Origin of the sequence: Anoxybacillus sp. LAT27, assembly GCF_022030075.1 — a bacterium.
GTDB lineage: Bacteria > Bacillota > Bacilli > Bacillales > Anoxybacillaceae > Anoxybacillus > Anoxybacillus kestanbolensis.
The window spans coordinates 1-17,622 of the sequence record NZ_JAIWYK010000422.1 but is presented as its reverse complement, the minus strand read 5'-3'; the positions used below and the strand labels follow the sequence as shown (position 1 = coordinate 17,622).

The following is a 17,622-nucleotide window of genomic DNA, read 5'->3' as shown; positions in this document are numbered from 1 at the left end:
CAGTTAAAATACTGAAATCCCCCTTACTCTCTTCAAAATAATTACCCTATGATTTTAGAATTCAACATTCCTAAATAAAAACCTCCATAAAATTAAAGACACCGGTTTAAATCTAACCGATGTCTTTAACTAAATCCTACAACTAACAATAACTATTCCTATAACTAATTAGTTAATGGAAAAACCGCGTAAAATCAACATTCAAGCATTTTTATAACTAATTTTATTAACTAAACCTATAACTAATTTAAAACTAAGTTTAACTAATTAGTTAATACCCATTTTGGATAGCGGGTAGATCCTTGATTGACAATGGTTTTATCCTTTTTAGACATTTCTTGAAGCAAATTGCCGATGTACTTTCTTTTCTGCTTCTCATCAAGAGCATCAGATAGTTTATCTAGCAACAAATCATCAATATCTTTCCTACTTGCCACTTTATACTGACGCAAAAACGAAATAATCATCTGCTTATAATGCTCTTTGTTAAAAGCCCTGTTTTTAATATAAGTAGTCTTATCTCCTGTAAGTTCAGCAATTTTAGCGGAAACATATAGGTTTGGATATCTGCCTTCCACTAATTTTAATGCCCTTAATTTCTTTGCTTCTTCTTGTGTGATGCGCTGCTTTTTTTGTACCTTATCTAATGCAATTACTACGCTGAGATCCAGATCTGTATGATTGATCAGCATGCGAGTATAGTTGTAATCCAGTATTTTGCCGTAAATAGTTACCTTAACTTTATTTGGCTCACTTAAATCATAATCTGGCATTGGAAAGAATCTTTTTCGTTGCTCTAAAAACATTTTCTTAATTCCCGAACCAATTGTATCAATCATATTCAGATTGACCATTGCTTCGGCTAAAAAGCGATTTCGATAATATTCTTGAGGTGCATCACGTTCAATCACATTCTCAATCGTTTTAGGAATAAACTCACCAAGATTTGTAAAAATTAATTCCTCTGGTTTTTCAACAACATTAATTCGTCCTTGAAGAGTGTAATCTTGATGAGCAATACAGTTATGCAACGCTTCACGAATGACATAAGGATCATACTGATTCACTTCAATAGGGAACAAACTTTGGTCCGGCATATAGCGATATTTTAAATTGCGGATTTTTGCAAAAAGTTCATTTGTGTTTAAAATAAATGGCGGTCCAAAATGCTCATAGTCCCTCTCAATATTATGTTCGTCTTTCAAAATCCATGTCATTTTTGCAACAGCCGGCGCCAAAAAATGTTCGGATTCAGGTTTACCAAGCAATATAATGGCTGCTCTTGTAATTTGTCCGTTAATCGTTACCCTTGCTTTATTCAGAAACGTTATATCATCCCATTTATCGACATCTTCGGCTAAACGCGGATTCTTCTTTTTATACTCTTCTCTTGCCTTCTCAATGGCGGTTTTATCTAAGTCGTCAATCGTAGCACCGGGGCAAATCCCAGCCGACCAATCTTCTTTCATACGTTGATTGCGAATACTTTCGATTTCTTGTATGTTGAGTGGACCTTTCGACTCACCATTTCGGCCAAAATAATGACCTTTCCAAGATGTTGGCATTCCTTTTGGCGCAGCAGGAATCTGAAACATAATCACCCTGCCCTCTGGATAAAAAAGTTCATAAATCTCAACAAACGATAATCCATCGTTTGTATGCCTTGATATCTCATATTTAAGGCGATCTAAATCTGCTCTATTTTCTCTGTATTGTGTTCCAACAATTTCTTTATTTTTATCTTTTACTCCAAAAATAAGCCACCCATAAGGCTGATTTTTTAAGTTAGCCTCATTGCTCAACGCTGAAAAGTATTCACCTAAATCATCAAAATGGAAATTACTCTTGGCTTCTTTAAACTCTACCCATTCATTTTCGGAGGGGAGGCTTCTAAACTCATCCAATAATTTTTTTAGTTCTATTTCATTCAATATCGTCACCTCCGTAAATACGATTATAACAGTAGAACTTACTTTATGTATAACATATCGAAATTTTGTAGTATTTACTATATATTATTACATTCAACACATATCTTATTTTGTCCTTTTTGCAAAAGACAACTCCTATAAAAAATTAAAAACGGAGCGATTGCCCCGTTTTCAATCTTCCGTTAAACAACCTCTTCTTGATTTATTTCTTCGCTTTTTATTGTTAAAAAATTCCATGAACTATTTCACGAATAATAAAATAATCATTACAACAATTAAAATGATTGTGAATAATTGCTAACAATCGCTATTTGTTGACTATTATCTGAAGTTGTTAAGACAAATTACATAACTAATAAGCACCGTTAACTGAGATGAAAATCACTAGACATGCCTTGTCCCCTTCTTCCTTTCATAATAGGGAATTATTATAAACTTCATTGTAATTGCAATCAGAATTAATAAAAAACATTGTAAATACTCCTTAGCATTAAACAATCTTTGTTTATTAATTGCTAAATCCAACACAATTGCTGATAAAAGAACTACACTAGAAATCACTGAAACATAAAAAGAAATTTTAGAGAGTATCCTCATACATACTCCTCCGCATGCTTTTTATTACTAAATTTTCCTAATAAAGAACATTTTAAACAATTAGTAAGTAGCGAGAACTTACACTCAATCTTTTCTTACAAACAAAAAGGCAGTTCATCACAATTATTGGTTACGATGAACTGCTACTGTTTATCAAAGTGTATTTAGTGTTTAGGTTGGAAATTATACATTACAATAAACTATTGAAATCTCTCCATATGTAAAGGAAGAACTTCTGTGTTATAGATATGCATTTCATTTATTAGTGGAATTTATTTTATAAAGTTCATTAAATTCAACTCAAACGGCTCTGGTCTTCGCTCTCTGCCTGAACCACTTATTGTTAATTACGGTTCGTTTCCATTAAATAATTACTCATGACGTAACGAAACACTTTTTCCTGCAATATATAGTCCCTTTTAATTTCCCGAAAATTTAATTTGTAGTAGTTATACTTTGGAATTTTTATGATTTCATAAATGATATCTTGTTTAAATAAATCAATTAACATCGGAATTTCCTCTATGTAAAAATTCTTACTAATCTGTATGTATTCAAAATACGGCAAGACCCAGTGCAAAACTGTTCCTTCTACTGTTTTAAGTACCAAAGATACCTTTTTGTACGGCTCAATCTCTACAACACTTTTCAATGCAGAATTTTTGTACAGAAAATTAATTTCGATTAATTCTTCTACTGTGTACTTCATTGTCCGTTCCCTCCCCTCTTAATAACTCATCTCTTACTTTATATGTTTACATATTCATAGAAAATTACCTGTTTTTATCGCAAAAGTCTTATATCATATCCTCATGAATAAAATAAAGAACAGTTAAGCCTTAAAAAGCCCACTGTTCTCTACCTTAATTCGTGTGTCATTTCAGTAAATCTCGAATGTAATACAAAATGATCAAAGTAATTAAACTAATAAGACACTTAATTCCACTTCTATCGTTTTCCTTCTGCTCAAATCATTAAAAAAGAATAAATAACTATGCAAAAAATCGATAATAAAATTAAAATCCCAATAACATACTTCACGTATCTGTAAACCTTCGTTTTAGACAAATTTTTAAAACAAAGATTAATAAATAAATCAGCAAGTGCAACTATAAGTATAAAAACAAACAGCAGCAAACAAACGTCTGAAGCCTTTTCTGCCCATGTAATCAGTGAATACAGTGCTGACATGAGAATTCCTCCTTTGTCTTACGCTATTTCGCTTACTGAGCATCATTTAGACTTTGAAGATCCCAATCCTGCTTTTTATCGGTTGTTATATGCAAAACAAAAACACGGAGCCAAAGCCCCGTGTGAAGAACATAAAGAATAGGAGATTGCGAATAATTATCTTGCTACAAACATTTGCACCCAATAATATACCGATTGCCCCTCTCCTATACTTCCTATTTCAACAACTCCAACACCTATCTCTGTATAAACTGGGTCTAAAATATTACTCCGATGCCCCGGACTGTTCATCCAATCAGTCATTACTTCTTCTGGGGTCCTTTGACCACCTGCAATATTTTCGCCAGCGTACTGATAGTATACATTAAATTTACTTAACATATCTCGTGGATCTCCATATTTCGGAGAAACATGAGCAAAATAATCGTTATCTCTCATGTCTTCGGCTTTCAATTGAGCAACTCTCGTTACATCTAACGCTAACTTTAATGGAGGACGTTTTTCTTTTGCACGTTCTTTATTAACCAAAGATACTACTTCTTTCACAAAAGGATTTAGATTAGCAATTTGTTTTTCTTGGTAATCTAATGCTCGTTTTACAAACACCGCCATTTGCGCTCTTGTTACTTTTCCAGTCGGGTCAAATTTGTCAGATGTTTTGCCTGTTGTAATTCCTGTTGCTACTAGCGTATTGATATATTTATATGCCCAGTGATTTTTCGGAACATCCTTAAACTCTGTTTTTGTTGTACCTTGTAAAGCAAATGCTTCTACTAAAATCTTTGCCAACTGTTCCCGTGTTAATGAGTTATTAGGATTAAACTTCTTTCCTTTCGAAAAAATCCCACGTTCCACTAAAGCCGCAATATATGGATAAGCAGCATCTTTCGATTTGACATCTATGAATCCCGGATTTGGGCGGTATTTCGTGTTGATTTGCATCGCTTTACCAACGATAACGGCGGCTTGTGCTCTCGTAACATATTGGTTAGGTTTAAAAGTGCCATCTGGATATCCATTGATAATCCCTTTGGATACTAGTTCTTCAATTTCTTTCTTCGCCCAATAGTTGTTAGGAATGTCTTTAAATTTGGATTGGGCTGAGCCATTCATTACGAATAATGTAAAACACAAAGATAAGGTGACAATAATGGCGGCTACACGCTTTATCATATTCACATGGAGTCACTCCTTCTAAGCATTCTTTTCCAAAATCGTTACTAAACTCGCGATAGGAGGATATCGTCAACGTAAACCACTTTCCCTTGCCCACTACGCTCAGGGTCTACAACAATATTCAATTCATCTGCGTATTGATCGCAAAACTTTTCAACATCGTCGCCAAACAATCGGCCTGATCTTCTGTATTCTACATTATGGCCAATTTCATGTCCTAAAGTTGAAAGCATGAGGTCTCTCGCTTGCACAGGTGTAAACCCTAATTTTATTTCTTCTCTATTATTAAAATCGAGCGTATATTTATCAACATTAGAACAATACGCCATTCCATACAATCGAATAATTGCCCCTTTTTTTGTAGGAGTATAACTTCCTCGAATATTCGGATGAAATTGAGGCTCCATATTGCACAAGATGATTGATTTAATGCCTTTTAATGCGTGCGGATCTTTTTTTTCGACTTGCTCTACATACCATTTAACGTCTTCAACTGTGATTGGCATACGCTCATCAGCGCAATGTTCATGAAACTGGTCAACAATTTCTATTTCATGTTTATTTGAAAATGGGAAAAGCCATCTTAATGCTGTTTGCACAACTTTTATCACGGACATTTCTAGGATACTCACCTCTTTGGTGCAAAAAATGCGTGATTTTTCCTAAAGCATGACTACCACTGATGATGGTTATGGTGGTCATGATGATCGTTAAAGCGCATAGAATCTTCGTTAAACGAACGCAGCGACTCTTCTTGAAACCGCATACTTTCCCTTAAACTTTCCTCGCTAAATCGCAAACTATCTTCTTGAAACTTCCTATCCATATCATCCATTAGTTCATCTAATCCATCGTACTTGTCTGTTTTTGAAAATACATGATATCGTTTAGTATTATATCTACCTGTCAGATTACTTCCACTTGCTAGATCAGTACCATCAATTTTTTGGACTAAGCGATTAAAACCATTCATCAAAAATGCGGTAATTCTCCATAAGGAAAACAAAACAACAAAAATCACAACACTTGGGTATAAGATGTGCCAAGCCAATGATAACCAGTCCGAAAATGACATCTGTATCTGTCCTTTCCATTATTTTTTCAAGACTTTCAACGGCAATGTTTGGATGACTTCTTTCGTCACTTTATGTACTAAACGAAGTTCAGCATTCTCTAAATCTTTCAATTCAGTTTTCTCTATATTGAAACCAACGCTGTCATATCCGTTAACGTTTTCAAACTTAACACGGCTGTTAACGCTAGGAATTTCAATTCCTTGCTTCTTATCATAATTAAAAAAGTTTGTTGACTGCGGCTCATATTGCTTTCCATTTTTCAAGACAATCAAATATGTCAACTTATTTGTTTTTTCCTCAACTTGTTTTGTATTCCAAACCCCAAGTGTCACTTTGTAATTTCCGAGAGTACGTGCAAAAAATGAGTCAGAATAACGAATATCTACAATCGCGCTTGCGCCCCAATCCCCTGCTTTTTTTCCTTGAAACGAGTTTCCGTACTCATTCTTGATGACATAAGGATAATCTCCTTTTACATATGCTGGTCCTCCTTTTCCAGAAGAGGTGGCCATTGCTGGTTGGGCTTCTTGCTCCATCTTTTTCTCTATGTGTCCCATTCCTGCTAAGAATCCAATAAACAAAGAAAACGAAATAATCGCAAAAAGTTTATAGGCATATCCGGGGCGATATACAGACGTTTTCCGTTTTTTGTTTTCTCTCAATAGTTTTTCTTCCCAATCAAGTTCTAGCACTTTCAATTTTGTTGTTCTAGCGGTTGTTCTAGCATTATTGTCATTCGTAATAAAAACAACTTGTCTTCCATTCTTTACTCTTTCAAGATAGGAACCGATAATCAAATCGTCTCCCGAATTAGGATCAAGCCCTAATTCCTCCGCTTTCTTTTTATCCACTTGGACAATTTCGAGCCTGTTGTCTTTATGAAGATTAGAAATGTTTTTTAGAGCAATTCTAGCGGCGTCGCTCGCTTCTGAACCACTATCTTTAATCTTATCTAGTTCCCTGCGAACTTGCTCACTAATTAAAATTTTGGTATCTTCCACCAAATTGACAAGCACGTACGGATAATCAAGCAAAATGTTTGTATCAAAAGCAAGATAGCAGTTAGGTAAACTCTTTATAACATGTGCTGCCTTTATAATGCTGTCTTCAGAAAACTTAACTGGCATTGTCGCTCGTAGGTTGACTTTGTTCATCCTACCCATATGATTTTTTCCATAAAGTCTAGACATTTTTTTACCTTTTCTAAAAAAAGCAACAGATAAAATGAGTAGTACAATTGACCCCCACATGAGTATTTTTCTTATTAGTTCTAGTTGCTCCACTATTGGCACCCCTTTTTTACTGATAAGGTAAATTAAAGATAAATATAACTAAATTATACTAAATAACCATTTTAATGTAATGGTATTTTAGTAGCAATATTAAGATTTTTCACTCATGTTCTGCCCAAAAGAGTAATCATCCGGCTAATCGTTATCTCCCAAATCAACGCTCCCATAAAAAAGAAAAAGGGCACAAAAATGACCGTAAAAATATCCTTTTGTTGAAAAAATAAAATCAGTCCACCAAATATACAAACAATCATGATCAATGTGAGCATACAATAAACGAAGATTACTGGTATTTTCTCTTTCCCATCTTGTATAACAAGCATCTGGTATGTTGGAATATACATTCGCCTATAAATAAAAGCGCCCCCTGTCATACTAAGATAAGCAATGAATGCATATAGCCAAAAACCATGTAGAAAATATTTTTGACTCAATTTAGCAGCGAGCAAGATTAAAAATATCCTTAAAACAAAGTTATACATATAAAAGACGAGCCTCTCCTGCTTTTTAGGCAAAATTCTTTCCACCCTAATCACTCTCCTACGATTCCTCTTTCGCTTAATATGATTATATCTCGACCAAAATCAAAAAACAGGACCTAATTTATACGATTGTTCCATTTATGTTTATAAAATACAAAACAGCAAGGACTCCCCTTGCTGTTTTACCGTATTCCTTCTCCATCTACATGATCTTCTTCATTGTCATACAACTCTTCGCATAACATCACTATCTCCACTATCTTTTTTGAGTCTAAAATATATTCGGATAGAATCGGCTGCACGTTTTGAATTAAATGACTAAAACTGTTATACATACCGAAAAAGCATAAAATGTTAAATTCTGCGACTTCGGATGTGTTGTCTCCAATTAAACGTTTTTGTAAACGTGTGATGTACATAAAGTACATGTACTTACTGTCTGTATGCTGTATCCAAGCGAAGCGGCTATGCCTAGCAATGATAATCATATAATCATCATGTCTAAACTTAATAAAACTTGTTTCCCTTAATCCATGTTGTTTGTCCTTATTTGACATGAGTACGCTCAATCCTTTCATTTGTTAATTATTTTACACATTTATAATTAGACACCGAACATACATTCCTTTTTTTATCTAAACAAAAAAGCAGCCCACAATCGGCTGCATCATTTGAATTGCTTTTATCGAAAACTCTATTCCTCTAAAAAATGAATAAACTCGTTCAATTCATCAATATCATCCGTTCGAAAGTTGAATTCGTTTAACTCCAGCAAATATTTTTTTGCATCAGACAAACGATCCAGCACTTTGCTCTGAATGATTTCAAATTCTCCCCCACGATTAGACATTTCCACCACAGCGGCATAATACGTTTTATCAATGTTTGTGAATTTGAACACGGTATATTTAAAACAACATTGAAATATAAGCAAATTATACTCAAGCAAAATTTTAACCATAAAAATCCCCCCTTTTAACTCATCTGATTCAAAATAGGAGGGGGGATTTCCTTGTTTTTTAAGCCAAAAATGTAAACTGTTTAAGAAGTTAATCTAATAATTTTACGTGCCAACTGTGTGAACGTGTGTCTAATTCCGTTCTCTCATCAATTGTTACAAGTAGTGAGAAATCCACCATTTTAGGCAATATGAGCCGTTTTAAAGCCAAAATGATTTTATGCTGCTATAAATCTATTTTCTCCTAATTTATTCGTTTTTTATCTTATTTCTTCAGACTAATTTACCTATGTATGAGACACATACATGAAAAAAATCATTTTTTTCATCTTCTTCACGAAAAAATTTTATTGTAAATAATGATTATGCTTTGTTATTAATCACTTAGAATGAATACTATTTAATCTAATCAATACTAATCATTATAAATGTTCATATTCATTATTAATAAACGATAATCAATATGAATGTTTAAAATACAAAGGGATAAAATATGTAAGCGGATTTGCAATTTAAGGAGACAGTTTGTGTAGTAGTGCTAAATGGTGCTGTATGAAGTGGAATACGCAGTGTTTCGTAGTTAAAACTTTAAGCAGGTGAAGTGGTTATGTATGATGAATAGTAATATGTAACGTAATATTATTTGAAAGTGGCCTCCGTGCCAACCAGTAACTCCATTTTTTCTAAAACTTAGGAATGCAATAAATTTTGTATGTCTCGTTGAGATAAATGGATAAACCGAGCACCTTGTACCGGAAGATTGCTTAAAACTAATACTTTTGCGTCTTCTCTAAGTATTCGCGCTCTGCCAATGGCTTGAATCAACTGACTTTCTATCAAGTAAAATTGGATTTCTTGCAATATTTCGTTACTTCCATACGTATTGAAGAAAAATCTAAATCCATTGCGCTGAACGGGTTGATACTCCATTTCGCTGTCATTTAATCCAAGTTTATACCCTAGTACGGCTGAATAGAGCAAATATGTGATTGGATTAACATGAGGCGTTCCTAACACCGTAATGTTCTGCCCTTTGAGCGAATCGATCCCTTCTGTATTTCCAAACGTAGGAATCGTTTCATCTTGCTCCATAAAGCCTTTATAGGTAATGATAGCGCTGTTAGGATTGTACATGTCTATTAACTTTTTTGCCAAGTCCAAGAGTTCTTGGTTTTCTTTTATCGCGTAGCGGCTAAAACTTTTGATGGGAATTTGTACAATTTCTCCTTTTGATTCCGTTAATCCAATATCACGGTATTTAACTTCTGGACCAAACATCATTTTGGCAATCGCTTCGCTGATAGTAGCGCTGAGAATAATCACTTTCTTTTTAGGCAACTGATGACGTTGAATGAAGTAGATGAACTCATTTCCATTTGGACCTTTTGTTTTTACAAAATATGAGCAATTTAAGAAGCCCAAAATGTCTGATTTTATAGCGCTGTCTTCTACAATAATCTTTTCTACCTCGTTAGCATTGGGGAGCAAGTAGGACGCTCTCTCTTGAACGAGGTCGGTAGGTGCATTTAAGACCATGTTTTGAATCGTAAAGATAGCGGCTCTATTTTCTTTACTCTGCATTAACTTGGAACACACAAGCGTAAAATCTGAAACACTCATTTTTGAAACAGCCAACAGACTTGGTATGATATCTTCATCAATGACTAATGTGTCGTTCGTATCATCTTTTGTAAATAAAATTCGTTGATGAGTAGTTAAAATAATTTGGTTTCGGGCTTTATGAACGTTTTCAAGTTCCTGAAGATACTCTTGAATCTTTTCATTTTGCCGAGCCATTTTCTTTAAAAAAGCATTCACTGCTTTATATGCACCATTGTTGTACAAACGTTCAATCTTTTCAGCAAACTCAATATCTAAATCCGGTAGTTGTGGCACTTTTACATGCTTGCAGCCTAAGCGGTTCAATCGCTGTGAAACTTCTTCCTTCAACCGATGGGTAGGTAATGCAATCGTAAACGTATGAGTTTGAGCAGCGTTGACGTACAACTGAGTTTTTCCAATTCCGGTCGGCGCTTTAATCACAAATACGCCATTTTCTTCAGAATTAAGCGCTTCGTGAAAATACTGCTTCAGTTTCTTTTCCGCATCCTCCAAAGGTTGAAAATTCGGTTTTTGAGTCACTTGAATTCTGCCTCTGAACAGTTTCCCTTGTTCAATCATGTTGAGGGCATGTTCACACTCCGTAGCAAAAGGACAGTACGAATCACACCGGCTTGGAGCATAATTCGACTTCTGTATTTGATTAATCATGACCTTCCATTCCGTTTTCTTTTGTGCGTATTCTGGTCTGCTGTTGAGGATCTGTTCGACTTTCGTTTTACCACCTTTTACTCTCAACAAGTTAGTCATAACTCCAAACATCTCGTTGTGATACAACCAATACTCTCCACATATGGACTGGCGATAAAGTTTACAGTTCTCTTCTAGTTTTTCAAATGGAAAGTCTCTAATTTGCGTAAAACTTTCTTTCAACTTATCAATCTTAAAACAATGATCTTTAAGCAATTCCCCTTCGTCTTTTCTATGGTACTCCTCGGTATTTTCTTTAGAAAACTTAATCATATAGGAACCATGACTAATTTTCGGGCGTTCCCTATTAAATATAATAGGATTGGTGCGCTTTTTAGTCATTGAAATAAACAAGTTATCTTCTGATGCTATTTCATCATTCTCATCAATCAACTTATAATTCGGGTAACCGTTGATTAAATCAATGCCAACATTTCGACAGAAACGTTCCATATCACGTGATGGATTAGAACCTGCTTTTATGTGCAATATAACAGCATTTAATAAGTCTGGAACGCTTATGACGTTGTCATATGCTTCATAGACCAGTTCCTTGCCTCCAAATAACAGTCTTGAAGCATCCTTTGCTTGGATATCTGCTTCCGAGAAGAGTGTCATTAACGAACGTTGTATCAACTCTCGTACTCGGATATCATGAATTTCTTCATTTACCAAGAACACCATTCTAAATTTTTCATGTTCCGGAGTAGAGCGGAATGTTGTATAAACAAAGTTTGGCATGATATCGTATCGCTCGCATCTGTTTATAGCATCAGCCACCGATAAATCCTCATCAATATCAAGAGCAAAAACCTGTTGACTAAGCCAGTAAGCATTTTTTCTAATCCCTTCTCTAAAAACAGCAGGTGCAAAACTTCTTCCATTTGGAATGACAACAGCCTGCGCAAATTCTTGCATCGTTACTTCTGTCGGTAAACTAGCAATGCGATTAGAAATAATCGCTGTTTCCCATTTTTCAGGCTTTCGCTGAAAGCGCTGTGAATCGAGACTAATTTTCACTTTTGGTAATGTTTCTTTTAACATACGACATTCCCCCTTTTTCTTAAAAAGGGAGAGTTATAATGCTATGATCGGTCTTTTAATTACATGTTTTTAAATTGTGTTATGAGAACTCTCCTTTCTGTTTTAAAAATTGGTTCAACAAAAGATATTTTGTCATATCATTGGACTGTGTTTTGATTTTAATAGAAGTTAGAATTGTCAGTCAATATGCAATATAGATATTTCATAATATATTTGTCAAAAATAGTTTTTTCAAGGGAATCATTTGTGAATGCCGAATTATAAAGTACATAAAGTATAACTTTACTAAAGAAAGGAGATGAGAATTGCGTAGATTTCTGGCATAGAATTAGCATTCTACGCCATTCTAGACTCATTTTTCATGGTTTTATGCTCTTTTTTTAGCCATTAACAAAAGAAAATTTTGTCGTAGAATTATTTATCCTAATTTTTCTGGGAGAGTGAAACATGATACAGCAGTTTGCCCAAGAAGCATTGAGAGGAAAGTCAAAAGAGACCATTAAAACGTATTGTCATGCTTTAGAACAGTTTTCAAAGTGGTTAGAAGGTGCCGGAACAGATTTACAACATTACTCACGCATGGACGTTCAACAGTATATTGATTTTTTGGCTAGTCGTGGGAAAAGTGCGGCTACGATTAATAAAATTTGGAATGCTATAAAAAAATTCAGCATTTGGGCGAATAAAGAACAAACTATTGAAGACATCTCTGTCGTAAAGCCGAGAAACATATTGCATGAGGCTCCGAAGGCTCTCGAAAGAAATGAGGTTAATCGCCTACTTGGAGAAATTGATCGAACAGGAAACCTTAGAGATATGGCAATTGCACAACTACTCATTAATACTGGTATAAGACTCAGCGAATTAGTTGCTTTAGAAAAAACGGATGTTGTCATATCCGAACGCAAAGGAGAAGTAATTATTAGAAAGGGAAAAGGAGCGAAAGAACGGAAGATTCCATTAAACTCTGAAACCCGGCGAGCAATTACAAAATACCTAGAACATCGCACTGATGATAATTCTGCTCTTTTCTTATCAAACAGAAATAAGCGAATTTCTCCTCGAACTGTTCAGCACATATTCCAAAAATACGGGGTTAATGTTCATGCCCTTCGTCATACTTTTATTACCAGACTGGTAAGAAATGGCGAGGATATTAGCATTATTCAAGCCCTTAGCGGCCACTCCTCAGCCGATATGGTGCTGCGTTACTCTGCTCCAACTGATGAGGACAAGATGAAAGCAGTAAGTGATTTATGGGTAAAATAGAAAACCCCCAGTGAATGAAGCGTAATCTTCATTTACTGGGGTGTTTTTGTAATTTACTCATAAAAGTGCCAATACTCTTTAGGGTTATTAAGTCTCCATTTAATCTTTGCGACAAGTTCATTGATTTGACGCCACGTAAGATTGTAATTATGAACACTTTGAATTGAAAACAGTGGTTGTTCTCCACTTGTCTCACCACGATAACTAGTGCTTACGAGATCCCATGACCCGTCTTTCCAAAAAATAATTTTGTTATAACCCTCGTTTCTTAAAATTTCCTTTAACAAAGTAACATTTTTTAACTTAATAGTTTGTTCCATCGCTATCTCCTCCTTATCTCTTTCTCAGGGGAGACTGCTTTAATTCGTGTTTTGAAGAAATGCTATATGACGTTTTGTAATACACCCTGTTTTGTGTATTATATCATATTTGTAAAAAAACGCAAAAATTTTTTAATATACTTAATAATTATTTAAGTTTTTGCTCAAAAGCAACAATTTTTTAGAAAAAGGATACAAAAACAGATGCCCCTATAAGAGACATCTGTTCTAGTTGTTACGCATTCATTGGCCAGTCTTTATATTGTTGTTCGGCTTGTTCCATGAATTTATTTGTTAAGAATTGTAATTGTTGCCCCGTAATTTTCTCTTTCATGAGCACTTGCTTGACGGCTAATTTCACTTTAGCGTAGACATCTCGACGGTGAGGACTTGTCCAGTCTACGGCTAATTGTTTCTTTAAGGCTTTAACCACCTTATGGATTAAACTAGCAAGAAACTCGTTTGAGAACGCTTCCTGCTCCATAGCAGTGATCGCTTTGTAAAATTCAATTTCTTCCTCTGACAATCCTAAGTCGTGTCGCTTGCGTATTTCTTCTTCCATTTCTTTGCGCATTTTAATCATAACCCTGACCACATCGGCAGCCTGAATAACCCGATTATGATAATCCCTTAACGTTTTCTCTAGAAGTTCGCTTAACGCCTTTGACTGTGGGCTTCCTTGGCTAAATGTCACTTTGATTTGATCCTCTAAAAGTTTTTTCAGCAACTTTAAACGCAAGTCTACATGCTCTTTTTTTGTTAAATCTGCCAAGAACGCATCGTCCAATATGCTGATATCTGGGCGTTCAATTCCTGCTATTTGGAAAATGTCAACGGTTTCTTTTGCTAACAGACTGTTATCAATGAGTTCTGATAATCGCTCTTCTAATGTTTTATTTTCACTCGGTTTTTCAATTGGTGGCCGCAAATGTTTGCGAAGTTGTGCTTTCATCATGAAATAGAGCATAACTTCATCTGCAAGTTCAAGTACTTCCGGTTGATGTTTCACCAACTGATACGATTTTTCTAGTTTGGTGGCTGTTTGAATATATTCTTCCGGATCACTATTTAAAAGGACATTAACAAGGTCAGCAATGAAGTCCTCTCGTTCTATTTTTGGTTTTGTGCGCCAGTTTTGCACATCAATCTCGCTTGGAATAAATCCTCTTACTGCCTTCAGATGATCCATGAAGATATTAACGGCCTCTGAAATATCATAAGTAGGACTTCCCGTGCCGCCACTTTGCGTATATTTATGAGTTGCTTCTTTCAGTAAAGTAGCAATTCCAATATAATCAACGACTACTCCGCCTTCTTTTCCCGGAAACACACGGTTTACACGGGCAATGGCCTGCATCAGGTTGTGTCCCTTCATTGGCTTATCGATATAAAGATAAGAAAGCGGTTTGGCGTCCATTCCTGTTAACCACATATCAACGACAATGACAAATTTCAAAGGATCTTCTGGATCACGAAGTTTGGCTTTCACTTCTTCTTGTTCTTTTTTCGATTTAATATGCGCATATTTGCTTCCCGGCTGAACTTCGCGCCACTCTTTAGGATCCTTTGATACATCTCCTGTCATTATCACTTCAACAGGAGGGCATTCTGGAATCTCTCTTAGATAATTATACAAATCTACCGCAATTCGCCGGCTCATACAGACAATCATTGCTTTTTGAAACGGATTGGCGACTTGGTTAAAATGTGATACGATATCTTTGGCTAAACGACGGAGCCGTTTTGGAGTACCGACGACTTTTTCCAGAGCGGCCCATTTTCTTTTATAGTTCTCTGACTCTTCATCGTCTCCACCAGCCTCTACGATAATTTCCTTGTATTTTTCATCAATGTCGTCAGCCGATAAATCAAGCGGGATTAAGCGACTTTCATAGTAGATTGGTAATGTCGCTTTATCTGCCACTGCCTGAGCCATATCGTAACGATGGATAATATGTCCAAAAATCTCCTCCGTATTGTTATCAACAAAATCGACTGGAGTTCCTGTAAATCCAATATGGGAAGCGTTCGGCAAAGCATAACGCAATTGAGCAGCAAATCCACCTGCAAAACCGGCTTGGGTGCGATGTGCTTCATCAGCAATCACAACAATGTTTCGTCTTTCGGATAAAACTGGGTGCTTAGTTTCTCCTTCTTTCTTACGGAATTTTTCAATCGTAGAGAATATAACGGGAGTTGCCTCTGCTCTGAGATATGTACGCAATTCTTCAACATTCTTTGCACGTTTTACCTTCCCAATAAATGATTCTGCCTGAACAAAAGTATCGTAGAGTTGTTCATCTAAATCATTGCGATCTACTTGAATAACAATAGATGGATTTTCCATTTCTGGGTGACGAGACAAAATTCCTGCGAAAAATAACATACTTAGCGATTTACCCGAACCCGTTGTATGATACATAACCCCGATTTTTCGGTCTCCGTCAGGCCGCGTCGCACGTATCGCTTCATTAACAGCGAAGTTCACACCAAAAAACTGATGATATTTCGCGCCAACTTTCGTAATTTTACTACCTTCCTCCAAAAAGACAATGAAATTACGAATATAATTTAGTAGACGATCTTTCGGGAATAATCCTTCAATCAGCGTACGCATCGTATTGGCACGGTTGTTATCAATATTTCGTCCATCAATCGATTTCCATGAAGCAAAGAAATCGTAATCGGCAAACGGCATTCCATGCTTCGTTTCCACGTTATCGGAAATGACAACAAAAGCGTTGTAGTTAAATAATTGTGAGATATCATACGTATAGTTTTGAATTTGAGTATACGCATCATAAACAGTCGCTTGCTCGTTGTTTGGATTTTTTAACTCAAATACAATCAGCGGTAAACCGTTAATATATATAACGATATCTGGCCTACGGGACATGCGCCCTTCAATCGGCAATTGATTAACCACTAAAAAGTCATTGTTCTCTGGATGTTCCCAATCGATCGGGAAAACATGAGGTGTGTATGTTTCATCGTTTACCTCATAAGAGAATTCGAGGCCTTTCGTCAACATTTTGTGAAAATGCATATTGCGGTTAATCAATTTTACACCATCTGGCGCTGTTAGTACTTGAGCAAGTCCTTTTATTTCATGTTCAGGTATGGCCGGATAAGCCTTCTTTAAGAAGGCTTCCAACCGACCATAAAGAACTACTTCGTGAAGACTATTACGCTCTCCACGCTGAAACAATTCCTGCGCATGAAGATAGTCATAACCTAATCTCTTTAAACGTTCAATCGTCGTTTCTTCAAATTCCGTTTCACCTAGAGGTCTCGTCATGTTGCTTGCACCTCCTAGTCGAATGTAAGTCTATTTAAAGCACTTTTTCTACTTGCTTTTCTGCTTTAGATAAATCAATTTCACCGGATAAAAGGCGAGGGAGGAGAAAATCTCTTGTTGCCTGTAAATCTCTTACTTCTTTCTCATTATTTTTTATTAAGTTAAAAAATCCTGATAGGTATTGACCAAATTGTTTTTGAATCTCGCTTGGAGGATTAATAACCTTGATTTCTTCAATTCTCGAAGGTGATGTATGTTTAACCGTCGTTCCCGAGGCCCCTGCTCTAATAATATTCCTAACATACGGTGAGTTTAAAGTTTCATAAATATAGAAGATATCCGTTTGATTTTCATCTTTTAAAATTACCTTCCCTAGTCTCTGATTGTGGAGATATTTATCATTTTCGTTAATAAACGCAGGACTGCCAAGCAAAGGTGCTTCAGCCACTAAATCTGTCATCACAACTAATAAATCGCCTTCATTTAGTAAATATTGTTTTGGAAAATCACCATTATAGAACTTTTCCTTTTCTCCCTTAGATTTTATTCCCCCATTTTCTTTGAAATTTCCGGGAGTGAGAACAATATAATCCCCCGATTCAGAGAAGTGATGTTAGTCTAGATTATAGACACAACGAATAGAGAAATGTACAGTAAATCTATCAATGATGAGGGGTG

13 protein-coding genes and 1 pseudogene are annotated in these 17,622 nt (G+C 35.6%); 1 reads left to right on the top strand and 13 read right to left on the bottom strand.

Annotation, left to right across the window (positions count from 1 at the left end; genetic code table 11):
- Positions 1 to 263: 263 nt before the first annotated feature.
- The 10 genes from LD028_RS10975 to LD028_RS10930 all read right to left on the bottom strand — a co-directional run bounded on the left by LD028_RS10975 (position 264) and on the right by LD028_RS10930 (position 12,057).
- A complete protein-coding gene (locus tag LD028_RS10975; protein WP_237811829.1) occupies positions 264 to 1,940 on the bottom strand; it encodes an RNA-binding domain-containing protein in 1,677 nt (558 codons plus the stop codon).
- A 931-nt stretch (positions 1,941 to 2,871) separates the two neighbouring features.
- On the bottom strand, positions 2,872 to 3,108 hold the full coding sequence (locus tag LD028_RS10970) for a hypothetical protein (RefSeq protein ID WP_237810585.1): 237 nt from the start codon (positions 3,106 to 3,108) through the stop codon (positions 2,872 to 2,874).
- A 767-nt stretch (positions 3,109 to 3,875) separates the two neighbouring features.
- Complete coding sequence (locus LD028_RS10965) at positions 3,876 to 4,892, bottom strand: S-layer homology domain-containing protein (protein WP_237810588.1); 1,017 nt, start codon at positions 4,890 to 4,892, stop codon at positions 3,876 to 3,878.
- Between the two features lie 47 nt (positions 4,893 to 4,939).
- Positions 4,940 to 5,494, bottom strand: coding sequence for a hypothetical protein (locus LD028_RS10960; protein WP_237810584.1), 555 nt, complete (start codon positions 5,492 to 5,494; stop codon positions 4,940 to 4,942).
- Between the two features lie 74 nt (positions 5,495 to 5,568).
- Positions 5,569 to 5,946: a hypothetical protein gene (locus LD028_RS10955; protein WP_146612822.1), complete on the bottom strand. Its 378-nt coding sequence runs from the start codon at positions 5,944 to 5,946 to the stop codon at positions 5,569 to 5,571.
- A gap of 42 nt (positions 5,947 to 5,988) precedes the next feature.
- Positions 5,989 to 7,254 (bottom strand): PIN domain-containing protein, encoded by a 1,266-nt coding sequence (locus tag LD028_RS10950; RefSeq protein WP_237810582.1) that lies wholly within the window; start codon positions 7,252 to 7,254, stop codon positions 5,989 to 5,991.
- Positions 7,255 to 7,367: 113 nt separating this feature from the next.
- A complete protein-coding gene (locus LD028_RS10945) occupies positions 7,368 to 7,790 on the bottom strand; it encodes a hypothetical protein (protein ID WP_237810581.1) in 423 nt (140 codons plus the stop codon).
- A gap of 137 nt (positions 7,791 to 7,927) precedes the next feature.
- Complete coding sequence (locus LD028_RS10940) at positions 7,928 to 8,302, bottom strand: hypothetical protein (RefSeq protein ID WP_237810580.1); 375 nt, start codon at positions 8,300 to 8,302, stop codon at positions 7,928 to 7,930.
- A gap of 137 nt (positions 8,303 to 8,439) precedes the next feature.
- Entirely contained in the window at positions 8,440 to 8,706 is a 267-nt protein-coding gene (locus LD028_RS10935) for a hypothetical protein (RefSeq protein WP_111646356.1), read from the bottom strand.
- Between the two features lie 687 nt (positions 8,707 to 9,393).
- Positions 9,394 to 12,057: a hypothetical protein gene (locus tag LD028_RS10930; RefSeq protein WP_237810579.1), complete on the bottom strand. Its 2,664-nt coding sequence runs from the start codon at positions 12,055 to 12,057 to the stop codon at positions 9,394 to 9,396.
- Between the two features lie 447 nt (positions 12,058 to 12,504).
- Here LD028_RS10930 and LD028_RS10925 point away from each other — a divergent pair, with 447 nt between their 5' ends.
- On the top strand, positions 12,505 to 13,326 hold the full coding sequence (locus LD028_RS10925; protein WP_237810578.1) for a tyrosine-type recombinase/integrase: 822 nt from the start codon (positions 12,505 to 12,507) through the stop codon (positions 13,324 to 13,326).
- A gap of 53 nt (positions 13,327 to 13,379) precedes the next feature.
- Here LD028_RS10925 and LD028_RS10920 read toward each other — a convergent pair whose 3' ends face one another.
- From LD028_RS10920 to LD028_RS10910, 3 genes and pseudogenes are all read right to left on the bottom strand, one after another.
- Entirely contained in the window at positions 13,380 to 13,646 is a 267-nt protein-coding gene (locus LD028_RS10920) for a hypothetical protein (RefSeq protein WP_237810577.1), read from the bottom strand.
- 235 nt (positions 13,647 to 13,881) lie between these two features.
- Entirely contained in the window at positions 13,882 to 16,944 is a 3,063-nt protein-coding gene (locus tag LD028_RS10915; protein WP_237810576.1) for a type I restriction endonuclease subunit R, read from the bottom strand.
- A gap of 34 nt (positions 16,945 to 16,978) precedes the next feature.
- Positions 16,979 to 17,539 (bottom strand): annotated as a pseudogene (locus tag LD028_RS10910) (restriction endonuclease subunit S); the annotation flags it as partial.
- Positions 17,540 to 17,622: the final 83 nt, after the last annotated feature.